The sequence below is a fragment of the Arthrobacter sp. 10T425 genome (genome assembly GCF_056393985.1).
Genome location: NZ_JBFTGZ010000024.1, coordinates 13222 through 33763 on the forward strand (window position 1 = coordinate 13222; position 20542 = coordinate 33763).

A 20542-nucleotide genomic window follows, 5' to 3' on the forward strand; every position below is an offset into this window, starting at 1 on the left:
CAAGGTCCGCCGCAGCGGTGAGAGTTCAGCCGGTGGGCTGGTGCGGGTCCGTCGCCATAAGGTCCGCCAGCTGCGGGGGTGCGAATGCCTGGCAGTGGTGGTCATTGCCTGGCCAGTCTGCGTGCAGGCGGCAGCGCCTCGGTGATCCGGGACAGCACCCCGCTCCAGCTGAACCGCTGCACGGCGTCGTTGCGGGCCTCGAGCCCCAGCCTTTCCCGCAAATTCGGGTCTTGGCCGAGCCGGAGGAGGGCGTCCGCGAGCGCGGCGGGGTCCCCGGGCGGGACGAGGATCCCGGTGCGGCCGTCCTGGATGATGGACGGGATCTGGCCCACGGCGCTCGCGATCACAGGCAACCCGGCTGCCATGTACTCAAAAACCTTCAGCGGCGAGAAGTAATCGTCCTGGCCAGGTCCGTCCGGGGGATAGGGTGCGGCGGCGGCGTCGAATTCTGCCAGGAGGCCGGGCACCGCAGCCGGCGCGACCGGGCCCGAGAAAACCGTCGGCACGCCGAGGGATTCGGCGAGGCGTTCGAGGTCCTGCCGGCCGGGGCCGTCACCCACCACATGAAGCTGCCAGCGCAGGCCCGGGTCGGCGGTCTGCTGGTTGGCCAGGGCGACACCGTGCAGCAGGCCGGGGACACCGTGCCAGGGTTTCAAGGTTCCGACGAACCCGACGGTGAGGTGGTCCGGATTCCGGCGGCCGGGGCGGCGGGCCGTGATCCGTTCGACGTTCACTCCGTTAGGCGCCAGCACGGTCCTGGCGGTCGGCACCCGCGCCCGCACCCAGCGGACCACGGGATCCGAGACGCAGGCCACGACGTCGGCCGTCGCGGCGTTGCGGCGGAACACCGTCTCAGCCTTCTTCACGTCGAGCAGCTGGCGGTACCGCTGCTGCTCCTCGATCAGCGGAGCATTGACCTCCAGCACGGACGGCACGTCCAGGATGCGGGCCACCACGGACAGCGCCGGGCTAAACAGCGAATACCGCTCGTAGAACAGCCCGCAACCGTTGCGCAGGACCTCGTCCGCCAGGCCCAGCGCGGCGTCCTGGACCGCCCGTTCCCGCGCGGAGGCGGGGACCGATTCCGGTTTGACTTCGACGACGTCGAGATCGGCAAGATCGCTGGGCCGCTCGGTGCCGAGCAGGGTGCAGTAGACGGTGACGGCGGCGCCGGTGCCGCGCCACGCCCGGACGATTTCCTGGACATGGACGGAGGAGCCCTTGGTGCCGAAGACAGGAACGCCGGGGTCGGCGCAGAGATAGGCCACGCGGGTCATGCGACTCTCCTTTCAGAACGGGAGAGGGACCTCAGGAGCTCGGCCTGGCGGTGGACGTCGTAGTCCTCCTCGATCAGGGCGCGGGCGTTGCGGGACATGGCAAGCCTGTCCGTGGCCGGGGAGCCGAGTGTGCAGATGCCGCGGGCCAGGGCGTGCGGGTTGCCCGGCCGGACCAGGACCCCGGTGGAGCCGTTCCGGACTACTTCGGGGATCCCGGTGACGGACGTGCTGACGCAGGGAACGCCCGTGGCCATGGCCTCGAGCAGGACCGTGGGCATGCCGTCCGCGTTGCCGTCGGCGCCGACCACGCAGGGCGCCACGAAGACATCGGAGGAGTGGAGCAGCTCGTGGACCTGGTCCTGGGTCTGCGGGCCGAGGAGGCGGACATGGGCGCCGAGTCGGAGCTGGCCGATGCCGGCCTCCAGTTCCTCGGCCATGAGCCCGGTCCCGGCGATCCGGAGGTCCAGTTTGACTCCCTGGTCCAGCAGTTCGGCGGCCGCGGGCAACAGATACTGGAAGCCTTTTTTCTCCACCAGGCGCCCGACGGCGGCGATGCGGAGGGTGGCTTCGAGCGGCCGGGGCTCCCGGTACGGGAAACGCTCCAGCTCCAGGCCGTTGCGCACCAGATGGAGCCGGGCTGTCGAGGACGGGAAGCGGCGGCGCAGGTAGCGCATGTTGAACTGGCTGATGGTCACGGCGTGGTGGGCCTGCTCGAGCTTGAGCCGCAGGTCCTCGTCCTGGACCGATTCATGGAAGATATCCACCGCGTGCGCGGTGAACGAGAACGGGATGCCGGTGATGAGGGACGTCAGCCGGGCCACGGTGGTTGATCCCGAGGCGAAGTGGACGTGCATGTGCCGGATGTTGCGGTTCTGCAGCGCGGTGGCCAGATTGATGGCCTGTACGGCGTCGTCTGCCGAGGCGGCGGCGAGTTCGCCCAAATTCCGGCCGACGGCGGCTGTGAGCCCGGCCGCGTCGGCCATCCGGAGGCTCTCCCACAGGGCCACAGTCTTGATGGGGCGGTCAATGTACGTCACCGGTGCCTGGACCCGGGCGAGCTCGGGGTGGAACCGGGGGTCGTCGGTGGGACGGAGCGAGAAGATTTCGATCCGGTCCCCGGCGGCCTCGCGGGCCAGGATCTCCGAAACGATGAACGTTTCGGAGAACCGCGGGTACATCTTCAGGACGTACGCCGTCCCGGGTTCAAACGGCGACACGGCTGGCACCTTTCACGCTCGCTGCGGCCTCGCTTTCGTCCGCGCTGAATTGTTCGGCACTGGCCCGTTCGGCGGCGACCTGATCGGCACCGTCCCGATCCGCTTGGGCCAGCTCGGTAGTGGCCAGCGGCCGCAGCAGCTCGGCGGCCAGCTGCGGAACCCGGATCAGGCCGTCCAGCACCGCACGACGGCGGTCCACGGTGGTGCCGATCCGGGCGGCCAGCCAGGCCGCCAGGATCTCCGGCGTCAGCGTGCCAATCTCGTGTTGCTCCAGGTACCCGGCCGCGGCGAGGGACTCGGCCCGGATCCGCTGCTCGGCGCGCGACTGCGTGCGGGGCACGATCAGGGCCGGGACAGGGGTGCTCATGATTTCGCACACCGTGTTGTAGCCGCCCATGGCCACGACGGCGCCGGCGTGCCGGATGTGGAACACGATGTCATCGACTGTAGCGACCACTTTGACGCCGGGGCGGGCCCGCTGCCGGAGGTCATCGAGCTGCTCGGCGGGCATCTGCGGCCCGGCGACCACGAGGTGTCCCAGCCCGTCCGGGACCGGGGTGGCGACGGCGACGCGGGCCAGGGCATAGCCGTCCGAGCCGCCGCCGACCGTCGTCATGCAGTACCGCCCGGGCATGCAGCTGGTGCCGGAGGCCGGAGGGCGCCCCACGGCCAGGTAGCCCGTGTACCGGATGAGCTTTCGGAGGGCGAACGGTATTTCGCCGGCGGCTACGGGATCGTGGACGGCGGGATCGCCGTAGACCCAGATGGCATCGAACAGGTCCTTCACCACGCGGGGACCGCCCACCCTGGCCCATTCGGCGAGGGCCGCGGCGGGCGAGTCGAGGACCTCGCGGAGGCCCAGCACCACGCGCACGGGCCCGGCGGTGCGGGCGTGGCGCAAGGCTGTTTCGAGTTCGCCATGAACGCCCGTGGCGTGCCGGTCCACCACCACGAGGTGGGGGGAGAAGCCGGCCAGCGTTGCCTGCAGCAGCCTGGCCCGCAACGGCACGAGCTCCCCCATGGGCAAGGTCAGGTTCCGCGGCAGGTAGCCCGCGGAACCCTTCGCCACACCGGGAAGGAGCACCCAGTCCCACCCCTCGGGCAACCGGAACGCCGGTGCGAGGGCTGTGCCGGTGATGAGGATTCCGGTGACGGGGCGGCCGATCAGCCCGGGAAGCTGATTGTTCAGCGCGTGGGCCAGTGCCAGATTCCGACGCACATGTCCCAGGCCCACTGAATCATGTGAGTACAGCACTATCCGCAGTGGCTCCACAACAATCCTCCCCCGCCCCCGGTGCCCCGGACAAGGCCGCGATCGCGACTGTGTCCGGGCAGGTGCTGTCTGATGTTAAGCATCAGCGTGCGCCCCGAGAGTGAGGGTGGGATGAGGGGAAGATTAAGGATTCCTCATCCAAGGGCCCGCTTTTGCGGCGCCGCGCTTAGGCACGGGCACCAGCGGGTGCGGGCCAGAGGCGAGGTGGGGCCAGAGGGCTGGGGCAGGTCAGACGGCGGGGCAGGTCAGACTCGGACCCCGGAGGACTGCAGGGGGATCCGGATCAGGAACGTGGCCCCGTGGCCGTATTCGGATTCCACCGTGGCCACGCCCCCGTGTGCCTGGGCGATGGCCGCGACAATGGCAAGGCCCAGTCCCGAGCCCTCCACGCCGCGGCCCGTGTGCGCCCGGCCGAACCGCTCGAAGATCCGTTGCTGGTCCTCGGCGGCGATGCCGATCCCGTCATCGCGCACCCACAGCACGAGGGTGTCCTGCGGGGGCAGCGAGGTGCCGTCGTTCGCCGTCGGGCGCTCAATCCGGGAGCCGAGCGCGATGGTGGAGGACGGCCCGGTGTACTTGACGGCGTTCGCGGCGAGCTGGACCAGTGCCTGGGTGAGGCGCTGCGGATCCGCCTCCACCACGTAGTCAGCTCTTTCATCGATCTGCCAGTGCCGGTCGGCCAGGACGTGCACCTTCTCCATGACCTGATCCAGGAGCTCCGGGACCCGGACGGGTTCACGCTGGATGAAGCCGATCTCGCCGGAGTTGGCGAGCAGCAAGAGGTCGTCCACCAGGCGCTGCATCCGGTCCACCTCGTCCAGCAGCACGTCCCTGGTGGCTATAACATCGTCCGGGTCATCGACCGTCACGAGCTCGAGGTGCCCGCGGAGAATGGTCAGCGGGGTCCGCAGTTCATGGCCGGCGTCGTCCAGGAACTGCTGCTGTTGCTGGGCGCCCTCATCGAGTCTTTCCAGCATGGTGTTGAAGGTCTTGGCAAGCAGGGTGACGTCGTCCTCGCCCTTGCGCACCGTCACCCTTTGCGTGAGGTCCTCCGGGCCCACCGCCCGGGACGTCTCGCGCATACGGCGGAGCGGATCGAGCAGCCGGCCGGCAACCACGCTGCCGATCACCGCGGCGGCCAGGAGCATGCCGAGGGCCACCAGCGAATACGTCCGGACCGAGCTGGCGTTGTGCTCGCGCTGGTCGCCGGCGTCCCGGCCGACCAGGAAGAATGTCCCGGGGGCGCCCTTCATGGGCACCACCACTGTCCTGAGTGGACGGCCGTCCGAGTTCAGCTCGCCGAAGGACGCGCCGGCCGGGTTGCTGAGCTGGGCAGCATCGGCCAACATGCTGTTGTTCAGGAGGTTGCTGTCCCCGTTGCCTTCAACGGTCCATGCCACATGCCCATCCACTATCCCTGCCATGACCTCGTTGCTGCGCGGCTCGATATCCTCCGCGGCCTCGTGAAGGGCGCTGACGTACGTCCTGTTGGCGTAGTCACCGGACGTTTTCTTCTTTGTCTGGACGACCTTGACCACGGCATTCGCCTTGTCGAGAACCGCCTGGTCGGTCCTGGCATCAGAGTCCTGGAACTGGACCACGAACGTGACCATCCCGGCTGTGACCACCCCGGCGAGCATCATGCCCAGCATGGCGGCCACCACCCGGAAACGCACCGAGTGGATCTTTGCGCCCCAGCCGGACGGGTCCTGGGTTTCCGCCTCAGGGAAGGCAACCGCCGGCGCGGCCTGGCCGTCTTCACTGGGATGTTCATCCAAGGTGGCCACTCTGTTCCCTTCCTGCGCGGATCAGCTTGCTATGCCTAGCTGAGGCGGTACCCGGCGCCGCGGGTGGTGAGGATCCGGTCCGCGCCGAGTTTCATCCGCAACTGGCGCACGTACACATCCACCACGTTGGACGTGCCGTCGAAGTCGTAGCCCCAGACATGGCTGAGCAGTTGCTGCCGGCTCAAGACCTGCCCGGGGTGGAGCAGGAACATTTCCACCAACGCGAATTCGCGGGCAGAGAGTTCCACCATCCTGCCGTCGACGCTGACCGAGTGGGTGAGCAGGTTCAGCTCCAAGTGCCCGTAGCGCATGACGCTTCCCGCCAGCACATCGCCGGTGTCCGACTTGCGGATCCGGGCCTTGATGCGGGCAACGAGTTCCTCGAAGTGGAAAGGCTTGACGATGTAGTCGTCGGCGCCGCCCTCCAGCGCCGCGACGGTGTCGCTGGATGATCCGCGGGCCGTGAGGAAGATGACCGGGATGCCCACCTGGCCGCGGCGCAGCGCCGCGAGGACGGCGTACCCGTCCAGGCGGGGGAGTCCGATGTCCAGGAGCAGGAGATCAAATTCGCCGCTGGAGGCGTAGTCCACGGCCGTGACGCCGTCGGCGACCACCGTGGGCACGTAGCCGGCCGCGCGCAGGCCCTTTTCGATGAAGCGGGAGATGCGTTCTTCGTCTTCTGCAATGAGGATGCGGGTCAAGGTGACTCCCTGGACAGCCCGGCTCCGGAAGGCCCCCCTAGCCGCGCATCTGCACGGTCCTCTTCGCGGGATCCCAGGCCTGCTCCAATACTGCGGCGTCTCCTACATGTGACTGGGAGGAATTCCGGGGCCCCAGCAGCCTCGATCAGCCCGGAGTGCGGGCCGCACCCGTGCCCCGTTGTGTGGGGCCGGCGGTTGAGCTGGTGAGGACCCGTCAGGGCGGCGCCGCGGCCCGTGCGGGACCGCGCGCTGGACAAGAGGCCCCTGCGTCGGGGCGACTGAACGTTCTTGATTCAGAAGGAATGGACATCTGGTGCTCCTCCAGAGGACGGCCCCACGGCGTGGGGTTCCATCGGGCAGCTGCGGCTGAGACTATTCCCGCTTCTTTCATCCTGCCCCCGTAATGGAGCCTGCGCCACCTCTGATCGGTTGATTTTCAGCCTGTTAACAGCTCACTCGCAGGAGTAGGCCCCTGCCGGCCCGTTATTGCCCAAAAAGCGCGCCGGTGAGCTGGCGAGTCAGGTCGTGGATGAGGTCCAGGCGGTCCGCACTGTCGGCGTCGTCCGGGCCCCACGTGTAGATGACCACCGCGTAGGAGCGGTCGGCGGCGCTGAGCAGGGCGGCGTCGTGGACGTAGCCCTGCACCACGCCGTACTTGTGGTGGACCGTGATGCCGGGCGCGACGGCGGCCGGCATGAGGTCCTCGTCATTGGTGTGCTGCATGTAGCCGAGCAGCTCCGCGGTGTGATCGGCGTTGAGCAGCTTGCCCGTGGTGAGCTGCGCCAGGAGCCGCGCCATGTCCGTCGGGGCCAGCAGGTTTTGTTCGGGATCGTAGGTGATGCCGAGGGTGGCGGCGTAGGCGGTGAGGTTGGGGTAGCCGATGTCCCGCATCAGCAGGAGCCATGAGTCGTCGCTGCTGGTGTTGATCATGGCTTTGAGCTGGAACGCGGCATTGAACGCGCCCAGGGGAGCATCGAGTGACTTATCGCCGGTTTCCACGAGGTGGTAGTAGGCGGCGGCCGTCAGGACCTTCGCGGTGCTCGCCGCCGTGTAGGGTGCCACGTCGCCGTAGCTCTGCAGCTGGCCGTCGCGGGTGTCCAGCACGGCGACGCCGATCCGGTGGTCGGGGTGCGCGCCGATGATCCGCTGCATCTCGGCGGGAAGGTCGACGGCGGCGGCCGCCGGGGCTGCCGGTGCGGTCTCCGCCGGCTCCTGCTGCCGGGCGACGGTCAGGACGTCACCGGTCAGGAAGTCGCGGGTCAGGAAGTCACGGGTGTGGGAATCACTGCCGGGTGCGGTGCGGATCGCGCCGAGGACCACGACGGCGGCCAGCACCAGCACGGCGGCGGCCCAGACGAGCACCACGTTCCTGCGGTGGGTGGGAGCGGCCGGCCGGGGGCCCGGATTCGTCATGTACGTGGGCCTTTCCGGACTCGACTGGGTGGTGCCTCCGACGTTAGGCCGGGCCGGGGGCGAAGTCCACGGAGCGCGCGGGGCGCGGCCCAAGTGGGACAAAAATCCCAGATGCGGGTCCACTACGCTGGCATTCATGACCCGGAAAATTACTGTCAGCCTGCCGGACGCCGCGCTGCGTGAGTATCTTCAGCCGCACCCGGACGTCACCGTCCTGGAGTGGGACCTCGCCGGTGAGCCGCCCCTGCCGCGGATCGACATCGTGGTCCCGCCGTACATGGGCGGCCCGGAGGTCCTGCGGAGCCTGGCAGCGGTGGACACGGCCCTGGTGCAGAGCCAGTCGATCGGGTACGACGGCGTGGCGGAGTTCCTGCCGGCCGGGCGGGTCTTCGCCAACGCGTCCGGCGTGCACGAGACCTCCACCGCGGAGCTGGCGCTCGCCCTGATCCTCGCCAGCCAGCGCGAACTGCCCCGCCTGATCCAGAACCAGCAGGAAGGACGGTGGGACGCCCGGCCCACGGCCAGCCTGGCCGACCGCCGCGTCCTGATCGTTGGCTACGGCGGGGTGGGCAAAGCGATCGAGGACCGGCTCCTGCCGTTCGAGACCACCGTGACCCGGGTGGCCAGCACCGAACGGACCGATGACCGCGGCCGGATCCATGGCATCGCCGAGCTGCACACGCTCCTGCCGGAGCACGACATCGTGGTGGTGGGGGTTCCGCTCAGCGACTCCACCCGGCACCTGATTGATGACGCCTTCCTCGCGGCCATGCCGGACGGCGCCCTGGTGGTGAACGTGGCCCGCGGCCCGGTGGCGGACACGGAGGCCCTGGTCCGGCACACCGCCTCCGGCCGGATCCGCGCCGCGCTAGACGTCACTGATCCCGAACCCCTGCCGCAGGACCACCCGCTCTGGCGGACCCCGGGCGTCATCATCAGCCCGCACGTGGGCGGCGCGAGCTCGGCCATGCGCCCGCGTATGGGCCGGCTGCTGCAGCGGCAGATCGAGATCATGCTGGCGGGCGAGCCGCCAGTGAACGTGGTGTTGAACGGCTAGTTGGGCGGCACGGGCCACGGCCCGGGCGTGTCGCTTTAGCCCTCCTGGGTTACGGCCGACATGTCGCCGACGCCAGGGGTGCCGTCGGCGAGCGCGTAGCGCTGCAGCACCGCGCCCTTCGGTGAGGCGACGACCGGCTCGATGAGCCTGAGGTTCGTCGGAACCACCCCGTCCGCGAAGACCTTCTTTCCGCCGCCGAGGAGGATCGGGTACACCCAGAGCGTGAGTCGGTCGAAGAGCCGCTCGGCGAACAGGGTCTGCACGAAGTCGAGGCTGCCGATCACGTGGATGTTCTCGTGCCGGTCGCGCAGTTCGCGCACGGCGGCGACGATATCAGGACCGAGGAGCGTGGAGTCGGCCCACTCGAGGGCAGGCGTCCCACGCGATGCAACATATTTCGGGATGCGGTTGAACAGCCGCGCGATCTCACCGTTGGCGTGCGGCCAGTACCCGGCGAAAATGTCGTAGGTCCGGCGCCCGAGCAGCAGCGCGTCCATCCCCGTCATCCCGGAGGTGACCTGCCCGCCGACCACCTCGTCGATGAGCGGCGCCTGCCAGCCGCCAAACTCGAACCCGCTGTCGGTGTCCTCGTCCGGGCCGCCGGGCGCCTGCGCGACGCCGTCGAGGGTGGTGAACAGGTCGATATGGATCAGTCCCATGCCGTGCTCCTTCTCCGTCGCCCGTCGTCGCCGCGGCGACGGGATCACTTCGAGGCTGGCACACCGTTCCCCTGCGAAGCAACAGGTTTCAACGGCTCCCGGCGGTGTCCACCACGCAGAACCTGTTGCCCTCCGGATCGGCCAGGATCACGTAGTCGGCGTCCGCGGGCCGCTTGCTCCATTCGACCCGGGTGGCGCCCAGGGCCAGCAGGCGCTGCACCTCGGCGTCCTGGGTGTCCGTGTAGAGGTCCAGGTGCAGGCGCGGGGGAATCTGGACGGCCGCTGGGACGCGGTCCAGGGAGACGCAGGTGCCCACGCCGCCCGGCGGCTGGAGGATCACGAAGTCGCCGTCGGGCTCGTAGCGGGGCTCGTAGCCCAGGGCGGCCTGCCAGAAACTCATCTGGCGTTCGAGGTTGTCCACCCGGATGACGATTGAGCCAATGCGCAGCATCCGCATCAAGCTACACCCGGGCCGCAGGCCCGGCAAGCAGTCCAGCCCGGCAAGCAAACCGCGCATTTGAGCATCGCCGCAGGCCCGCCCCCGATTCGCCCTCAGAGGAACCCGGCCCACTCCCGGGTTCGGGACGTAAACTGACCCTCACATCGTTCTGTGTGAGACAGTCTGTGACGCGTGAAGTGGAGACCGGATGCTCTGGAAACTGCTCGTCGAATACCTGAGGCCGCAGCGGCGGCTGCTGTTCGCCGTCGTCGTCTTCCAGCTGGCGGCGTCCATTGCATCCCTCTACCTGCCCACCCTGAACGCGGACATCATCGATCAGGGCGTGGCGAAGGGGGACACCGAGTACATCCTGCGCATCGGCGGGCTCATGCTGGCGGTTACCCTGCTGCAGGTCATCTGCACCGTCGTGGCCGTGTACTTCGGGGCGAAGGCCGCGATGGCGCTGGGCCGGGACGTCCGGGGCGCCATCTTCAGCCGGGTCGCCGCGTTTTCCGAGCAGGAAGTCACGCGGTTCGGCCCGCCCAGCCTCATCACCCGCTCCACCAACGACGTCCAGCAGGTCCAGCAGCTGGTTCTGATGTCCGCCACGCTCATGGTTACGGCGCCCATGCTCTGCATCGGCGGGGTGATCATGGCCATCCGGCAGGACCTGCAGCTGTCCTGGCTGATCGCCGTCAGCGTCCCCGTGCTGCTGGCCGCGGTGGGTTCGATCATTTTCCGGATGGTGCCGCTGTTCCGGGTCATGCAGGCCCGGATCGACACCGTTAACCGGGTGCTGCGCGAACAGCTCACCGGCATCCGCGTGGTGCGGGCCTTCGTCCGGGAGGACGTGGAGACCGCCCGCTTTGCCCGCGCCAACGAGGACGTCACGGACACCGCGCTGCGCGCCGGCCGGCTCATGGCGCTCGCGTTTCCCACCGTGATGCTGGTGCTCAACGTCTCCAGCACGGCCGTGATCTGGTTCGGCGCGTTCCGGATCGAGGACGGCTCCATGCAGGTGGGGACCATGATCGCGTTCCTCAGCTACCTGATGCAGATCCTGATGTCGGTCATGATGGCCACCTTCATGGCGATCATGATCCCGCGCGCCGCCGTGTCCGGGGACCGGATCGGCGAGGTCCTCGGGACCGCATCCAGCGTCCGGCCGCCGCTGCGCCCGGTTTCGCGCGCGGCCGGGCGGGCAGCCCGTGGCGAGCTGGAGATGCGCGACGTCGGATTCGCCTACCCGGGCGCCGAGCAGCCGGTGCTGTCGGACGTGAACTTCACCGCCCGGGCGGGGCAGACGACGGCGATCATCGGCAGCACCGGCTCCGGCAAGACCACCCTGGTGAACCTGATGCCGCGGCTCTTCGACGCGACCTCCGGCTCGGTCCGGATTGACGGCGTGGACGTCCGCGAGCTCCACCCGGATCTGCTGTGGGGGCATATCGGCCTGGTCCCGCAAAAGCCCTACCTGTTCTCCGGCACGGTGCGCAGCAACCTGCTCTACGGCAAACCCGACGCCACCGAGGACGAGCTCTGGCGGGCCCTGAGGATTGCGCAGGCGCAGGACTTTGTGGAGGAGCTGGAGGGCGGGCTGGACGCGCCGATTTCGCAGGGCGGCACCAACGTCTCCGGCGGCCAGCGGCAGCGGCTCGCGATTGCCCGGGCGCTGGTGAAACAGCCCGAGCTGTACATCTTTGACGACTCCTTCTCCTCGCTGGACACCGCTACGGACGCCCGGCTGCGGCAGGCACTCAAGCAGCACACCGCCGGGGCCACCATGGTGATCATCGCCCAGCGGGTCTCCAGCATTGTGGACGCGGACCAGATCCTGGTGCTCGAACGCGGCAGGATCGTAGCGCACGGCACGCACGAGGAACTGCTGGAGGCATCGGAGACGTACCAGGAGATTGTGAACTCCCAGCTCGCGGCGGAGGAGGCAGCATGAGCCGCACCGACAAGGCGCCGACGCCGGCTCCCGCAGCCGCTCCCGCTGCCGGGGCTCCAGCCCCCGCTACGCAGGCGCCGCTGCGGATTCCCCGCCCGGCGGGTGGCCCCGGCCGCGGCGGCCCGTTCGCCGGGATGAACATCCCGGCCGAGAAGGCCATGAACTTCGGCCCCTCCGCCCGGCGGCTGCTGGGGGAGCTGCGGCCCGAACGGCTGTGGCTGGTGCTGGTCCTGCTGCTCGCCGTCGTCGGCGTTACGTTCTCGGTGATCGGGCCCCGGCTGCTGGGCGAGGGCACCAACCTGATCTTCGCCGGCGTCGTGGCCAAGCAGCTGCCGGCCGGGGAGACCCAGGCCCAGGTGATCGCCCAGATGCGCGCCGCCGGGCAGAACCAGCAGGCGGACATGCTCAGCGCCATGACGCTGACCCCCGGCACCGGGATCGACTTCACCGCGCTGGCCACCGTGCTGCTGTGGGCGCTGGTCCTGTACGTGCTGGCCTCGGTGTTCGGCTGGATGCAGGCCTATATCCTCAACGGCGTGGTGCAGCGCACGATGTACCGGCTGCGCGAGCGGATCGAGGCGAAGATCAATAAGCTGCCGCTGCGCTACTTCGACTCCGTGCAGCGCGGCGAGCTGCTCAGCCGGGTGACCAACGACGTCGACAACATCTCCCAAAGCCTGCAGCAGTCCATCAGCCAGGCCGTGACCTCGGTGCTGACCGTGGCCGGGGTGCTGGTGATGATGATCATCCTCTCGCCCACGCTGGCGCTGATTGCGCTGGTGACCATTCCGCTGACCCTGGTGACGACGGCGGTGATCGCCAAGCGCTCCCAGAAGCTCTTCGTGCTGCAGTGGAGGCACACCGGCGAGCTGAACGGGCAGATCGAGGAGACGTACACCGGGCACGCGCTGGTGAAGGTGTTCGGCCGGCAGCGCGAGGTGGAGGAGCGGTTCCGGCAGAAGAACGCGGAGCTGTACCAGGCGAGCTTCGGCGCGCAGTTCATTTCGGGCCTGATCATGCCGGCCATGACGTTCATCGGGAACCTGGTCTACGTGGGGATCGCCGTGGTGGGCGGGCTGCAGGTGGCCTCCGGGGCGATGCAGCTGGGAGATGTGCAGGCGTTCATCCAGTACTCCCGGCAGTTCACCCAGCCCCTGGCCCAGCTGGGGTCCATGGCGAACCTGTTGCAGTCCGGTGTGGCCTCGGCCGAACGGGTGTTTGAGCTGCTGGATACGGACGAGCAGTCGCAGGATCCTTCGCCGTCTGAGGCGCCTTCTGGTGGCCGGGGGCGGCTGGTGTTCGAGGACGTGTCCTTCTCCTATTCGCCGGACAAGCCGCTGATTTCCTCGCTGAGCCTGGTGGCGGAGCCGGGGCAGACGGTGGCGATTGTGGGCCCGACGGGCGCGGGCAAGACCACCCTGGTGAACCTGATGATGCGCTTCTACGAGCTCGACGCCGGGCGGATCACGCTCGACGGCGTGGACGTCACCGCGATGACCCGCGACGAGCTGCGCTCGCGGATGGGCATGGTGCTGCAGGACACCTGGCTGTTCGGCGGGACCATCCGGGACAACATCGCCTACGGCCGGCCTGGCGCTTCGGAGGACGAAATTCTGGAGGCCGCGCGGGCGACATACGTGGACCGGTTCGTCCGGTCCCTGCCGGAGGGCTACGATACCGTGCTCGACGACGAAGGCGGCAACGTCTCGGCCGGCGAGAAGCAGCTGCTGACCATCGCCCGGGCCTTCCTGGCCCGGCCGTCCGTGCTGATCCTGGACGAGGCGACCAGCTCGGTGGACACCCGCACCGAGGTGCTGGTGCAGAAGGCCATGAGCGCGCTGCGGTCCGACCGGACTTCGTTTGTCATTGCGCACCGCCTCTCCACCATCCGCGACGCCGACCTCATCCTGGTGATGGAGGCCGGGCAGATCGTGGAGCAGGGGACGCACGCTTCGTTGTTGGAGGCCGGCGGGGCGTACGCGGCGCTGTACGCGGCGCAGTTCGCGGCTCCTGTGGCGGAGGTTTAAGATGGAGTACAGGCGTTGCACTCGTCCCAGCGCATCAGTCTAGACGGACAGCGCTACGCAGTGCCTTCATTCCAAACGCTGAATGCATCCCGAACGACGTCGTCAATGCCCGTATAGATTGACGGGCGCATACGGACGTATGCCTTGAACATCTCATTGCGAAATCTCACAAGGCCTCGTTTCTGTATGCCGGGTACAAACAGGATGTCTCCAAACTCCGGCTTGCAGAGCTGACCCCGATGAGTGGAACCGCTGCTGACTCCCAATTGGGTTTTGAGGATCTTGTACACCTCGCGCGTTGGTATGTCCGGCTCCGTCCAATGAGCGAAAGCTCTCAGGGCCTTCTCCCTTGCCACCGAATCGCGTACAGCGACTTGATACATATCTGAGAATTGCTGGGCCAACCTGCTGTCGACAACTCCCTGGATGGCATTTTCCACATGAGCTCGTTGGATGGTCTTATAGCCGTGGCGGTCAGCCTCGATTACGCACTGTTGCCCGAGAACGTGCACGAACCATGGAAAGCCAGCCGCAACCTGGATCAGCTTTCCGATTGCGGCGGTAGAGAACTTGATGTCAAAGTTAGCTTCCTGCAAGTAGTTCTGCGCCTTAAGGACAATTTGAGCTAGCTCTTTTACGTCCATGAGTGGCACGCGTACCGGTTGAAGTCTTCGTTCCAGAGATTGGTGGTCCGACAGCAGGTCTGAAACATTGCTTGCTATGCCAACGAGAACGAACTTTAGATTCTTACCCGAAGCAGCCTTTAGAAAACTGGCCAGTCCCTCTGTGCTCTCCATTCGGTCGAGTTCGTCGATCACGAAGAGTACTGGCTGCCCGTAGGTCAGCGTCAGGAGCTCAGATAGCTGAACCAGTTTTTCCTCGAGATTCAAATCTTGATAGCTCAAGCGTTGACTTTCGACAGCGAACTTTTTTGTGCTTTCCACCTCCACAAATTTCAGTGTTAGGCGTCGGCGGGTAACCCTGTCGATAAGTTGAGTCGCATCACCTGATCCAGCTAGCTCTACAGATTCGGCTGCGTTCACCAATGCCTGCAGGAGGTCTTGGAAGGAATTGGTAGCGTCCGTGCATGTTACGTAAAAAGTGAGATAGTTGCCGCCCGCGGGCAATGCGAGACGCTCCGCATTCAACTGATGCAGTAGCTCAACATTACCCATGGCGATTAGTCGAAGTTGAAGGGCCAGGCTCGATTTCCCCAGGCCGCGATCACCATATATGAGTGGTGTGGAACCTAGCAGATGCAAAGAATCGGCTAGTTCGCGGACCTGTTTGCTTCGCCCGGCGAAGCGCTCAGGGTCATCCAGCTCAGTTGCCGGAAGGAAGGCGTTCAGCATGGCAGCCCGGTTGTTCATTTGCTCTTATCTCCCCAATTTCGCTTCTCACCTATAACCTATCCTGCGCGAGCTATGGGCTCATCCCTAGGTTGGCTCCGATCGCTGAGAGCACAAGTTCTGTTAACGTCGGAGAGTGCAATATGTATGGATGACCGTAGCGGCAGGTTCTTAAGCTGGACGATTTCGGCTGCGTGCCGCAACCAGCCGCATGCGGGGATGGAACCGCTGCATTCGCGTACGCAACCGACTGAGTCGACAATCCAACAAGAGGGACTTAAAGTAGCCGTGATATCTTCTTGAAACCGGCGCGGCCCTGCCATGGCAAATGATGAGGAACCATTGGACGGAACCGCGGTGGGCTAGGGCCGCTTCAGACGAGCCTCTGGGTGAGGTTTCACTTTTGCCCTACGCTTTGAGTCGAGGAGTGGCCCACGGCTACGATGCTGAACAGGAGACTCGCAAGAATATCTGGGAGCACAGCAAAGTATGGTCGATTCATTTCGATTGAATAGCGTTACCTATGACGGACTCGAAGGGCAAGAAGTTTGCATCGACACCGTCGGCGAGACGTCCCGTGAGGGGACTTGGACGACGGCCATCACCGGAAAAAATGGAGTCGGCAAGTCTCGGCTCCTGGCGCAAATTGCCACAGTCTTTGACGCGATCGGCTCAAATAAGCCGCGAAGCGGGGCGGCAATCAGTGTCAGCTACTCGATGGGCCCACTGGAGTGTAACGTTTCCCTCTCCAAGGGCCGAGTTGAATCAACTATCGGCGGACTTCAGGTCGAGCCGACATTCTTGCCGGGCCCGAGGGCCGTTGCTGCTGTCACAACTAGCGCCTTTGATAAGTTCCCTCTTCCCTCCGCTAGGTTCCCGGTGGATAGTGCGCCCTATGCCGCGCCCCTTTATCGATACTTGGGGCTGAAAGATCCACGTGGTCGCATCTCGGCAAGTGCCGGGGTTCAGAGGGCGCTAGGGGAAATGTTCGCAGCTGTAGAAATGGACGAGCCTCGACGAAGCCGTATCGCCAATGTATTCAGTGATCTTTCATATGAGCCTCGCATTGAAGTGGCCTATAGATGGACCGGTCGCGGATTGGCTTTTTTGAGGGCGACCGCCGATGGTCGTGAAAAGTCGTATGAATCGTCCGTCGAATCTAAGATTCCTAACGACATCGCCTGGAGCCAGGGCTACATCGAAGACCCAGATATCCGACGCGGCGTATCGAGGGCGTCGGAACTACTTCGTAATTGGGATGCGAGACGCGAGCTGGTATTGATTGCCGACTTCGAGCACCACAAGTTTGCCCACGGAGAGCATCTTATGGCGGCCCAGCTACTAAAACGCTCGGGAATGATCGAGATGAAGAGCGTGACATTGATCCGGGCCGATTCCGGATCCCGCCTCGACCTTAACGATGCTAGCTCGGGTGAGCTCTCTCTGGTGACTGCTGTCCTCGGAATCGCTTCGGCCATAGATGACAAGAGTCTCGTGTTGATCGACGAACCTGAGATCAGCCTCCACCCGGACTGGCAAGGCGGATACTTGGACCTGCTCCGCCGGGCCTTTGAGAGGTACAAGGGAAGCCACTTCATTGTTGCCACGCATTCCCCGCTAATTGTCTCCGGTATCGACGCGAGCCACAGCAACGTGCTCTCGCTGGAGGGTAACCCTAACGATCGGGATACGAAGAATTTGTCAGGCAAGTCGGCGGACGAGGTCTTGATAGGAGCGTTCAATGTTGCCGGAAGAAACAATCTCTACCTGAAGCAGTCCCTCGTTCGGGCGCTACGCATGGCAGCCGACAGAAAATTCAATACCCCCGAGTTCGTCGAGTTGATGGGGCTGCTGAAGCAGGCCACGAGAGCGAGCGGCGTCAACGATGGCGTCCGCGAAGTTGTCGGTGACCTTGAGCGGACCGTAGAGAGAGCTCAGGTGGCCGGCCAGTGATGATTCCACCGTTCGTCTACAGCGTCGGAGAGCAGCTCATTGTCGATGCCTTCGAAGCATTGGTGGTCAAACACGGCGATTATTGGTACGACCCCACATTTACGCAACCAAAATCAAATATAAAGAAGCACTACAAGACGATGCAGGGCTACTCTTGTTGCTACTGCCGACAAATTAACCACGTCGCGCATGGCAGGGCATGGGACACAGAGCATATCGTTCCAAGAACCTCTCATGCCGAGTTTATGTTCACGCCTTTAAATCTCGCTGCGGCATGTCCGGATTGCAATGGAAAAAAATCAGACACTCAGACGCTCGTGGATGTCGTCCAAACAGCTTATCCGACTGCTGGTAAAGATTTCCATATCGTTCACCCGCATTTTGATGAGTATAGTGATCACATAAAATCCGGAAACTTCACATATGTACCGCTTTCAGCCAAGGGCAGTTGGACGATCGATAAATGTGGACTCACGCGATTCGCAGGACGGAAGTTTGGGTGGCCCGAGACTCCGACGGATACGCGATTCGAGGAGTCCGTAGACCGCCTACAATCAGGAGATCTAGCGGCAGTGCCAGCCATCGCATTTGAGCTCAATTCGGAAATGATGAGTGAGGGTGCCTCTTAGGCTTCTCTGCCCTGGTCTCCAGCTACTTAATCCGAATTGAACGGGCCCCCGATTACGCACGCAAAGGAACGCGCCAACCGACGTCAGCGGGGTGGTCGACATAGCGAAACTCTTCCACTCGGGTCCCCATCCAGCGCCCGAGTGGGTCGGTAGCATGTGACGTGTCGAGGACAACCTGCCGGGATGAGATGGTTTCCGTTGCCGCAATGCAGGCGCTGACGCTGGCTGCTGGCGAGGTGTTCGCCACGATGGTTTTCGCCGAATTAGATGGTCCCACTTCGTTGGGGACGAACATGCCTCAGAGAAACTCTGCAGACGCTGGGGGCGCTGACCCCGGCCCCGCAATATCTGACAATTACTTTAATTGGAATCGGGCATATGTCTCATCTCGGCCAGCCCGCTTCTAATGTCCCGATCACCGAAGCGATATGCCCATAGGGGAGTCATCGATGCCGGCAGGCTGGACCACCCGCATTTACTCTTCGACAGCCCTGCCCGTTGACACTCCGCTCAGGGTGTCCATGTAATCCAGCGTTTTGGGACTGACATGCCGCACGGCCCCAAGAGCCTCGCGGAAAGCAGCTCTGTTTTCTTGGTCACCAAGCGCTCCTCGGAGTTCCACTACCGTCTCGATGCCCTGACTCTCGAACACGCGCGTCATGTCCTCTACCTGGGCGAGGCGGCCAGGGGACGGCCAGCTGATAACTTCGGAAAGTGTCCCGGCATCGAGGCGCCGCCGGAATCCACTGGTCGTGGCGGCATCCGGCCAGGCCGTGACCAGAGCGACAACGCGCGGCCTGACGGTCGAGTGGTAGTTCTGTCGCCGCTGCAGGGACGCATCGACAATGATGGCGCCGATGTGGTCCCAACCTCGGCTGACTTCGGTCGAGTCGTCTGCCCCGGGAGAGTCCATTGGCGCCGAGAGGTTGGCAGCATCATTATCGATAGTCATAAGTGAATACTTCCATGTCGCGTACTGCGTCGGCCCGGAGACGCTCCTTAACTAGAGTTGGGGGTCCCAGCTCGCGGCCGAACGCCTCGGCCCGCTGATGCAGGCCACCGTCCCCACCCCCGCCACCGCGGCGCAGCTCGCCGCGTCCATCACGTTCCTGCTCAGCGACGACGGCACCAACATCAACGGCGCCATCCTCGCCTCCGACGGCGGCTGGTCCGCCCTGTAGGGGAGCGGCATCAAACACATACGGACGACGGCGGGAAGTCCCGTCGTCGTCCGCTGGATTTGGATCAAATCCGTCATGGCACCATTGGATCCGCCGGTGCAATCACGTCCACGCATCGCGGGTAAGCCCGGATTTTACGCGGACGGGAAGATGGGCACGTCCGGCCGCCGGCGAGCGGCAATGGATTTGGCCCCCAGCCCCGCCAACGCGATGACCAGAGCCAGCAAGATTTTGGGAGCTGCTCCGCCCTCGGGTCCAAGTGTTGCCGCCAAGATTTGCCGACTCATTAACAGCATCTCCTGCAGGTCGCCAGCCAGGATACGGGTCCCCAGGACGTAGTTGACCGAGATGAACAGGGCGGGAACCAACCACAACAGCGCAAGGTTCACGGCCCACACCGCGGTCCGCCGCGCAGGACGAAGGCCGCACCATGCCAGGGCGCAACCAACGAGGATGGCGGGAATCCAGTGAGCGATTGACGGCACTGCGACGGGGACGTTGATGTGCCCAACGAAGCCGACAACCCACTCCACCGTCCACGAAGCGAACGGCACCGCCACGAGTCCGGCGCCCAATGCCGCCAGGCTCCGGGTCCTTGAACAGAGCAGCAGGTGCGCCACGAGGGCAGCAGCGAGGGATGCGGTCACGCCCGCGAGCAGCCCGGCGAAGTACAGGCTCGCCATTGTTCCGCCCGCCAAGCCGCCGTCGAGCACTGTGAAGGACTGGACGGCAGCCGTGAACTGGACCACAAGAACGCCGGCTGCCGCGCACCACGTCACCAGTCGCCGTCGGGCGGGGGACCAGATGCGCACCGCGAGTCCGGCCGCTGCACCTCCTACGGTGAGGAGGGCTACGATCGTGGTGAGTTCGTACTGGCTCAGCGGCAGTAACGACACAGGCATCTGGTCTGGAACGACCTCTGGGCCCCACAAGTTCTGCAACGGGAGCTGTGCGCCGGATACCAGCCAAGGGCCCAAGCCGAGCAATCCTGCGAGGATCCCGATCAGCCACCCCCAAGCGGCATCCCCGGCGGGAGTCCTGCTTGGTGGTCTGCTGGGAGCTGCCTGTTCCATCGCTTGATCCGGAAGGCTCACGGAGGCTCCTTGCGTATGAGCGCTCTGGGAGGGACGCGCATGAAAATGTAAAGTATCCCGTTCAGAATAATGCACCGAATGGACTAACCCCCTGGGTCCGATCCACGAGGTGGACGACGACCTCTGGGACCGCGTGTTCCGGATCAACGACACGGCCCTCATGCGCCTCACCCACGCAAGCGGACGACGGCGAAGAGCTCCCGCCGTCGTCCGCGGGACAGCGACTCAATTGAAATAAATTTTGCATCCTGCCCGGGAACCGGATAAATTGTGAGCTGTGTCACCGACCAGTGGCACAGCTTATGATCTGCGGCGGGAGAGTCCTGCCGGTACGTTCAGCAGGCGCCGTAGGAGCAAATCCTCCCCAGGAATCTCTCAGGCCCACGTACCGCCGCGGCAAGGCAACTCTGGAAAGCAGTCCGGGCAACCGGGCTCACCGACGGTGCAAGTGGCGCGCTGCTATCAGCAGGGCAAAACGGAAACTCTCAGGTCCAATACAGAGCGGGGAGGAACCCGAATCATCGTGGCGTCTTGA

At 65.2% G+C, this 20542-nt stretch carries 16 protein-coding genes, 1 pseudogene and 2 riboswitches; of the genes and pseudogenes, 6 read left to right on the forward strand and 11 right to left on the reverse strand.

What is annotated here, in order from left to right; translation table 11 throughout:
- Window positions 1-101 precede the first annotated feature (101 nt).
- The 6 genes from AC1DDH_RS19860 to AC1DDH_RS19885 all read right to left on the reverse strand — a co-directional run bounded on the left by AC1DDH_RS19860 (window position 102) and on the right by AC1DDH_RS19885 (window position 7668).
- Window positions 102-1277 (reverse strand): glycosyltransferase, encoded by a 1176-nt coding sequence (locus AC1DDH_RS19860; protein ID WP_476849753.1) that lies wholly within the window; start codon window positions 1275-1277, stop codon window positions 102-104.
- Window positions 1274-2494 carry a glycosyltransferase gene (locus AC1DDH_RS19865; protein WP_476956136.1) on the reverse strand — a complete coding sequence of 407 codons (1221 nt, stop codon included), beginning with the start codon at window positions 2492-2494 and terminating at the stop codon, window positions 1274-1276. The genes AC1DDH_RS19860 and AC1DDH_RS19865 overlap by 4 nt, the downstream gene beginning before the upstream one ends.
- Window positions 2481-3713 carry a glycosyltransferase family protein gene (locus tag AC1DDH_RS19870; RefSeq protein ID WP_476947992.1) on the reverse strand — a complete coding sequence of 411 codons (1233 nt, stop codon included), beginning with the start codon at window positions 3711-3713 and terminating at the stop codon, window positions 2481-2483. The genes AC1DDH_RS19865 and AC1DDH_RS19870 overlap by 14 nt, the downstream gene beginning before the upstream one ends.
- A gap of 299 nt (window positions 3714-4012) precedes the next feature.
- On the reverse strand, window positions 4013-5545 hold the full coding sequence (locus AC1DDH_RS19875) for a sensor histidine kinase (protein WP_476874387.1): 1533 nt from the start codon (window positions 5543-5545) through the stop codon (window positions 4013-4015).
- 44 nt (window positions 5546-5589) lie between these two features.
- Window positions 5590-6255 carry a response regulator transcription factor gene (locus tag AC1DDH_RS19880; RefSeq protein ID WP_223913445.1) on the reverse strand — a complete coding sequence of 222 codons (666 nt, stop codon included), beginning with the start codon at window positions 6253-6255 and terminating at the stop codon, window positions 5590-5592.
- A 483-nt stretch (window positions 6256-6738) separates the two neighbouring features.
- Complete coding sequence (locus tag AC1DDH_RS19885) at window positions 6739-7668, reverse strand: serine hydrolase (protein WP_476956137.1); 930 nt, start codon at window positions 7666-7668, stop codon at window positions 6739-6741.
- A 136-nt stretch (window positions 7669-7804) separates the two neighbouring features.
- Between AC1DDH_RS19885 and AC1DDH_RS19890 the strand changes: the two genes are divergently transcribed.
- A complete protein-coding gene (locus AC1DDH_RS19890; protein WP_476956138.1) occupies window positions 7805-8725 on the forward strand; it encodes a 2-hydroxyacid dehydrogenase in 921 nt (306 codons plus the stop codon).
- A 35-nt stretch (window positions 8726-8760) separates the two neighbouring features.
- Here the strand turns inward: AC1DDH_RS19890 and AC1DDH_RS19895 are convergent, their stop codons facing one another.
- Together AC1DDH_RS19895 and AC1DDH_RS19900 are read right to left on the reverse strand one after the other, a co-directional pair.
- Complete coding sequence (locus tag AC1DDH_RS19895) at window positions 8761-9384, reverse strand: dihydrofolate reductase family protein (RefSeq protein WP_476849747.1); 624 nt, start codon at window positions 9382-9384, stop codon at window positions 8761-8763.
- Between the two features lie 88 nt (window positions 9385-9472).
- Complete coding sequence (locus tag AC1DDH_RS19900; protein ID WP_476956139.1) at window positions 9473-9835, reverse strand: VOC family protein; 363 nt, start codon at window positions 9833-9835, stop codon at window positions 9473-9475.
- A 196-nt stretch (window positions 9836-10031) separates the two neighbouring features.
- On the opposite strand from AC1DDH_RS19900, the gene AC1DDH_RS19905 reads away from it, so the two are divergent.
- Both AC1DDH_RS19905 and AC1DDH_RS19910 read left to right on the forward strand, forming a co-directional pair.
- Window positions 10032-11774 (forward strand): ABC transporter ATP-binding protein, encoded by a 1743-nt coding sequence (locus AC1DDH_RS19905; RefSeq protein ID WP_476956140.1) that lies wholly within the window; start codon window positions 10032-10034, stop codon window positions 11772-11774.
- On the forward strand, window positions 11771-13801 hold the full coding sequence (locus AC1DDH_RS19910; RefSeq protein WP_476956141.1) for an ABC transporter ATP-binding protein: 2031 nt from the start codon (window positions 11771-11773) through the stop codon (window positions 13799-13801). Before AC1DDH_RS19905 ends, AC1DDH_RS19910 begins: the two co-directional genes overlap by 4 nt.
- A 53-nt stretch (window positions 13802-13854) precedes the next feature.
- Here the strand turns inward: AC1DDH_RS19910 and AC1DDH_RS19915 are convergent, their stop codons facing one another.
- Entirely contained in the window at window positions 13855-15171 is a 1317-nt protein-coding gene (locus AC1DDH_RS19915) for an AAA family ATPase (protein WP_476956142.1), read from the reverse strand.
- 963 nt (window positions 15172-16134) lie between these two features.
- On the opposite strand from AC1DDH_RS19915, the gene AC1DDH_RS19920 reads away from it, so the two are divergent.
- Together AC1DDH_RS19920 and AC1DDH_RS19925 are read left to right on the forward strand one after the other, a co-directional pair.
- Window positions 16135-17103, forward strand: a complete 969-nt coding sequence (locus AC1DDH_RS19920) for an AAA family ATPase (RefSeq protein WP_476956143.1) — start codon at window positions 16135-16137, stop codon at window positions 17101-17103.
- Complete coding sequence (locus AC1DDH_RS19925; protein WP_476956150.1) at window positions 17103-17732, forward strand: HNH endonuclease; 630 nt, start codon at window positions 17103-17105, stop codon at window positions 17730-17732. The genes AC1DDH_RS19920 and AC1DDH_RS19925 overlap by 1 nt, the downstream gene beginning before the upstream one ends.
- Window positions 17733-18207: 475 nt before the next feature.
- Here the strand turns inward: AC1DDH_RS19925 and AC1DDH_RS19930 are convergent, their stop codons facing one another.
- Window positions 18208-18684 carry a hypothetical protein gene (locus AC1DDH_RS19930; protein ID WP_476956144.1) on the reverse strand — a complete coding sequence of 159 codons (477 nt, stop codon included), beginning with the start codon at window positions 18682-18684 and terminating at the stop codon, window positions 18208-18210.
- Window positions 18685-18748: 64 nt separating this feature from the next.
- Here AC1DDH_RS19930 and AC1DDH_RS19935 point away from each other — a divergent pair.
- Window positions 18749-18913: pseudogene (locus AC1DDH_RS19935) on the forward strand (short-chain dehydrogenase); the annotation flags it as partial.
- Window positions 18914-19047: 134 nt separating this feature from the next.
- On the opposite strand, the gene AC1DDH_RS19940 reads toward AC1DDH_RS19935, so the two are convergent.
- Complete coding sequence (locus AC1DDH_RS19940) at window positions 19048-19815, reverse strand: hypothetical protein (protein ID WP_476956145.1); 768 nt, start codon at window positions 19813-19815, stop codon at window positions 19048-19050.
- A gap of 495 nt (window positions 19816-20310) precedes the next feature.
- Window positions 20311-20408: riboswitch (glycine riboswitch) on the forward strand.
- Between the two features lies 1 nt (window position 20409).
- Window positions 20410-20517: riboswitch (glycine riboswitch) on the forward strand.
- Window positions 20518-20542 lie beyond the last annotated feature (25 nt).

Bases quoted from the DNA above. Each gene is read 5' to 3' on its own strand.
- AC1DDH_RS19925 (WP_476956150.1), top strand. From the start codon at position 17,103: ATGATTCCACCGTTCGTCTACAGCGTCGGAGAGCAGCTCATTGTCGAT.
- AC1DDH_RS19900 (WP_476956139.1), bottom strand. From the start codon at position 9,835: ATGCTGCGCATTGGCTCAATCGTCATCCGGGTGGACAACCTCGAACGC.
- AC1DDH_RS19860 (WP_476849753.1), bottom strand. From the start codon at position 1,277: ATGACCCGCGTGGCCTATCTCTGCGCCGACCCCGGCGTTCCTGTCTTC.
- AC1DDH_RS19920 (WP_476956143.1), top strand. From the start codon at position 16,135: ATGTTCGCAGCTGTAGAAATGGACGAGCCTCGACGAAGCCGTATCGCC.
- AC1DDH_RS19895 (WP_476849747.1), bottom strand. From the start codon at position 9,384: ATGGGACTGATCCATATCGACCTGTTCACCACCCTCGACGGCGTCGCG.
- AC1DDH_RS19885 (WP_476956137.1), bottom strand. From the start codon at position 7,668: ATGACGAATCCGGGCCCCCGGCCGGCCGCTCCCACCCACCGCAGGAAC.
- AC1DDH_RS19940 (WP_476956145.1), bottom strand. From the start codon at position 19,815: ATGCCTGTGTCGTTACTGCCGCTGAGCCAGTACGAACTCACCACGATC.
- AC1DDH_RS19905 (WP_476956140.1), top strand. From the start codon at position 10,032: ATGCTCTGGAAACTGCTCGTCGAATACCTGAGGCCGCAGCGGCGGCTG.
- AC1DDH_RS19910 (WP_476956141.1), top strand. From the start codon at position 11,771: ATGAGCCGCACCGACAAGGCGCCGACGCCGGCTCCCGCAGCCGCTCCC.
- AC1DDH_RS19915 (WP_476956142.1), bottom strand. From the start codon at position 15,171: ATGAACAACCGGGCTGCCATGCTGAACGCCTTCCTTCCGGCAACTGAG.
- AC1DDH_RS19930 (WP_476956144.1), bottom strand. From the start codon at position 18,684: ATGACTATCGATAATGATGCTGCCAACCTCTCGGCGCCAATGGACTCT.
- AC1DDH_RS19890 (WP_476956138.1), top strand. From the start codon at position 7,805: ATGACCCGGAAAATTACTGTCAGCCTGCCGGACGCCGCGCTGCGTGAG.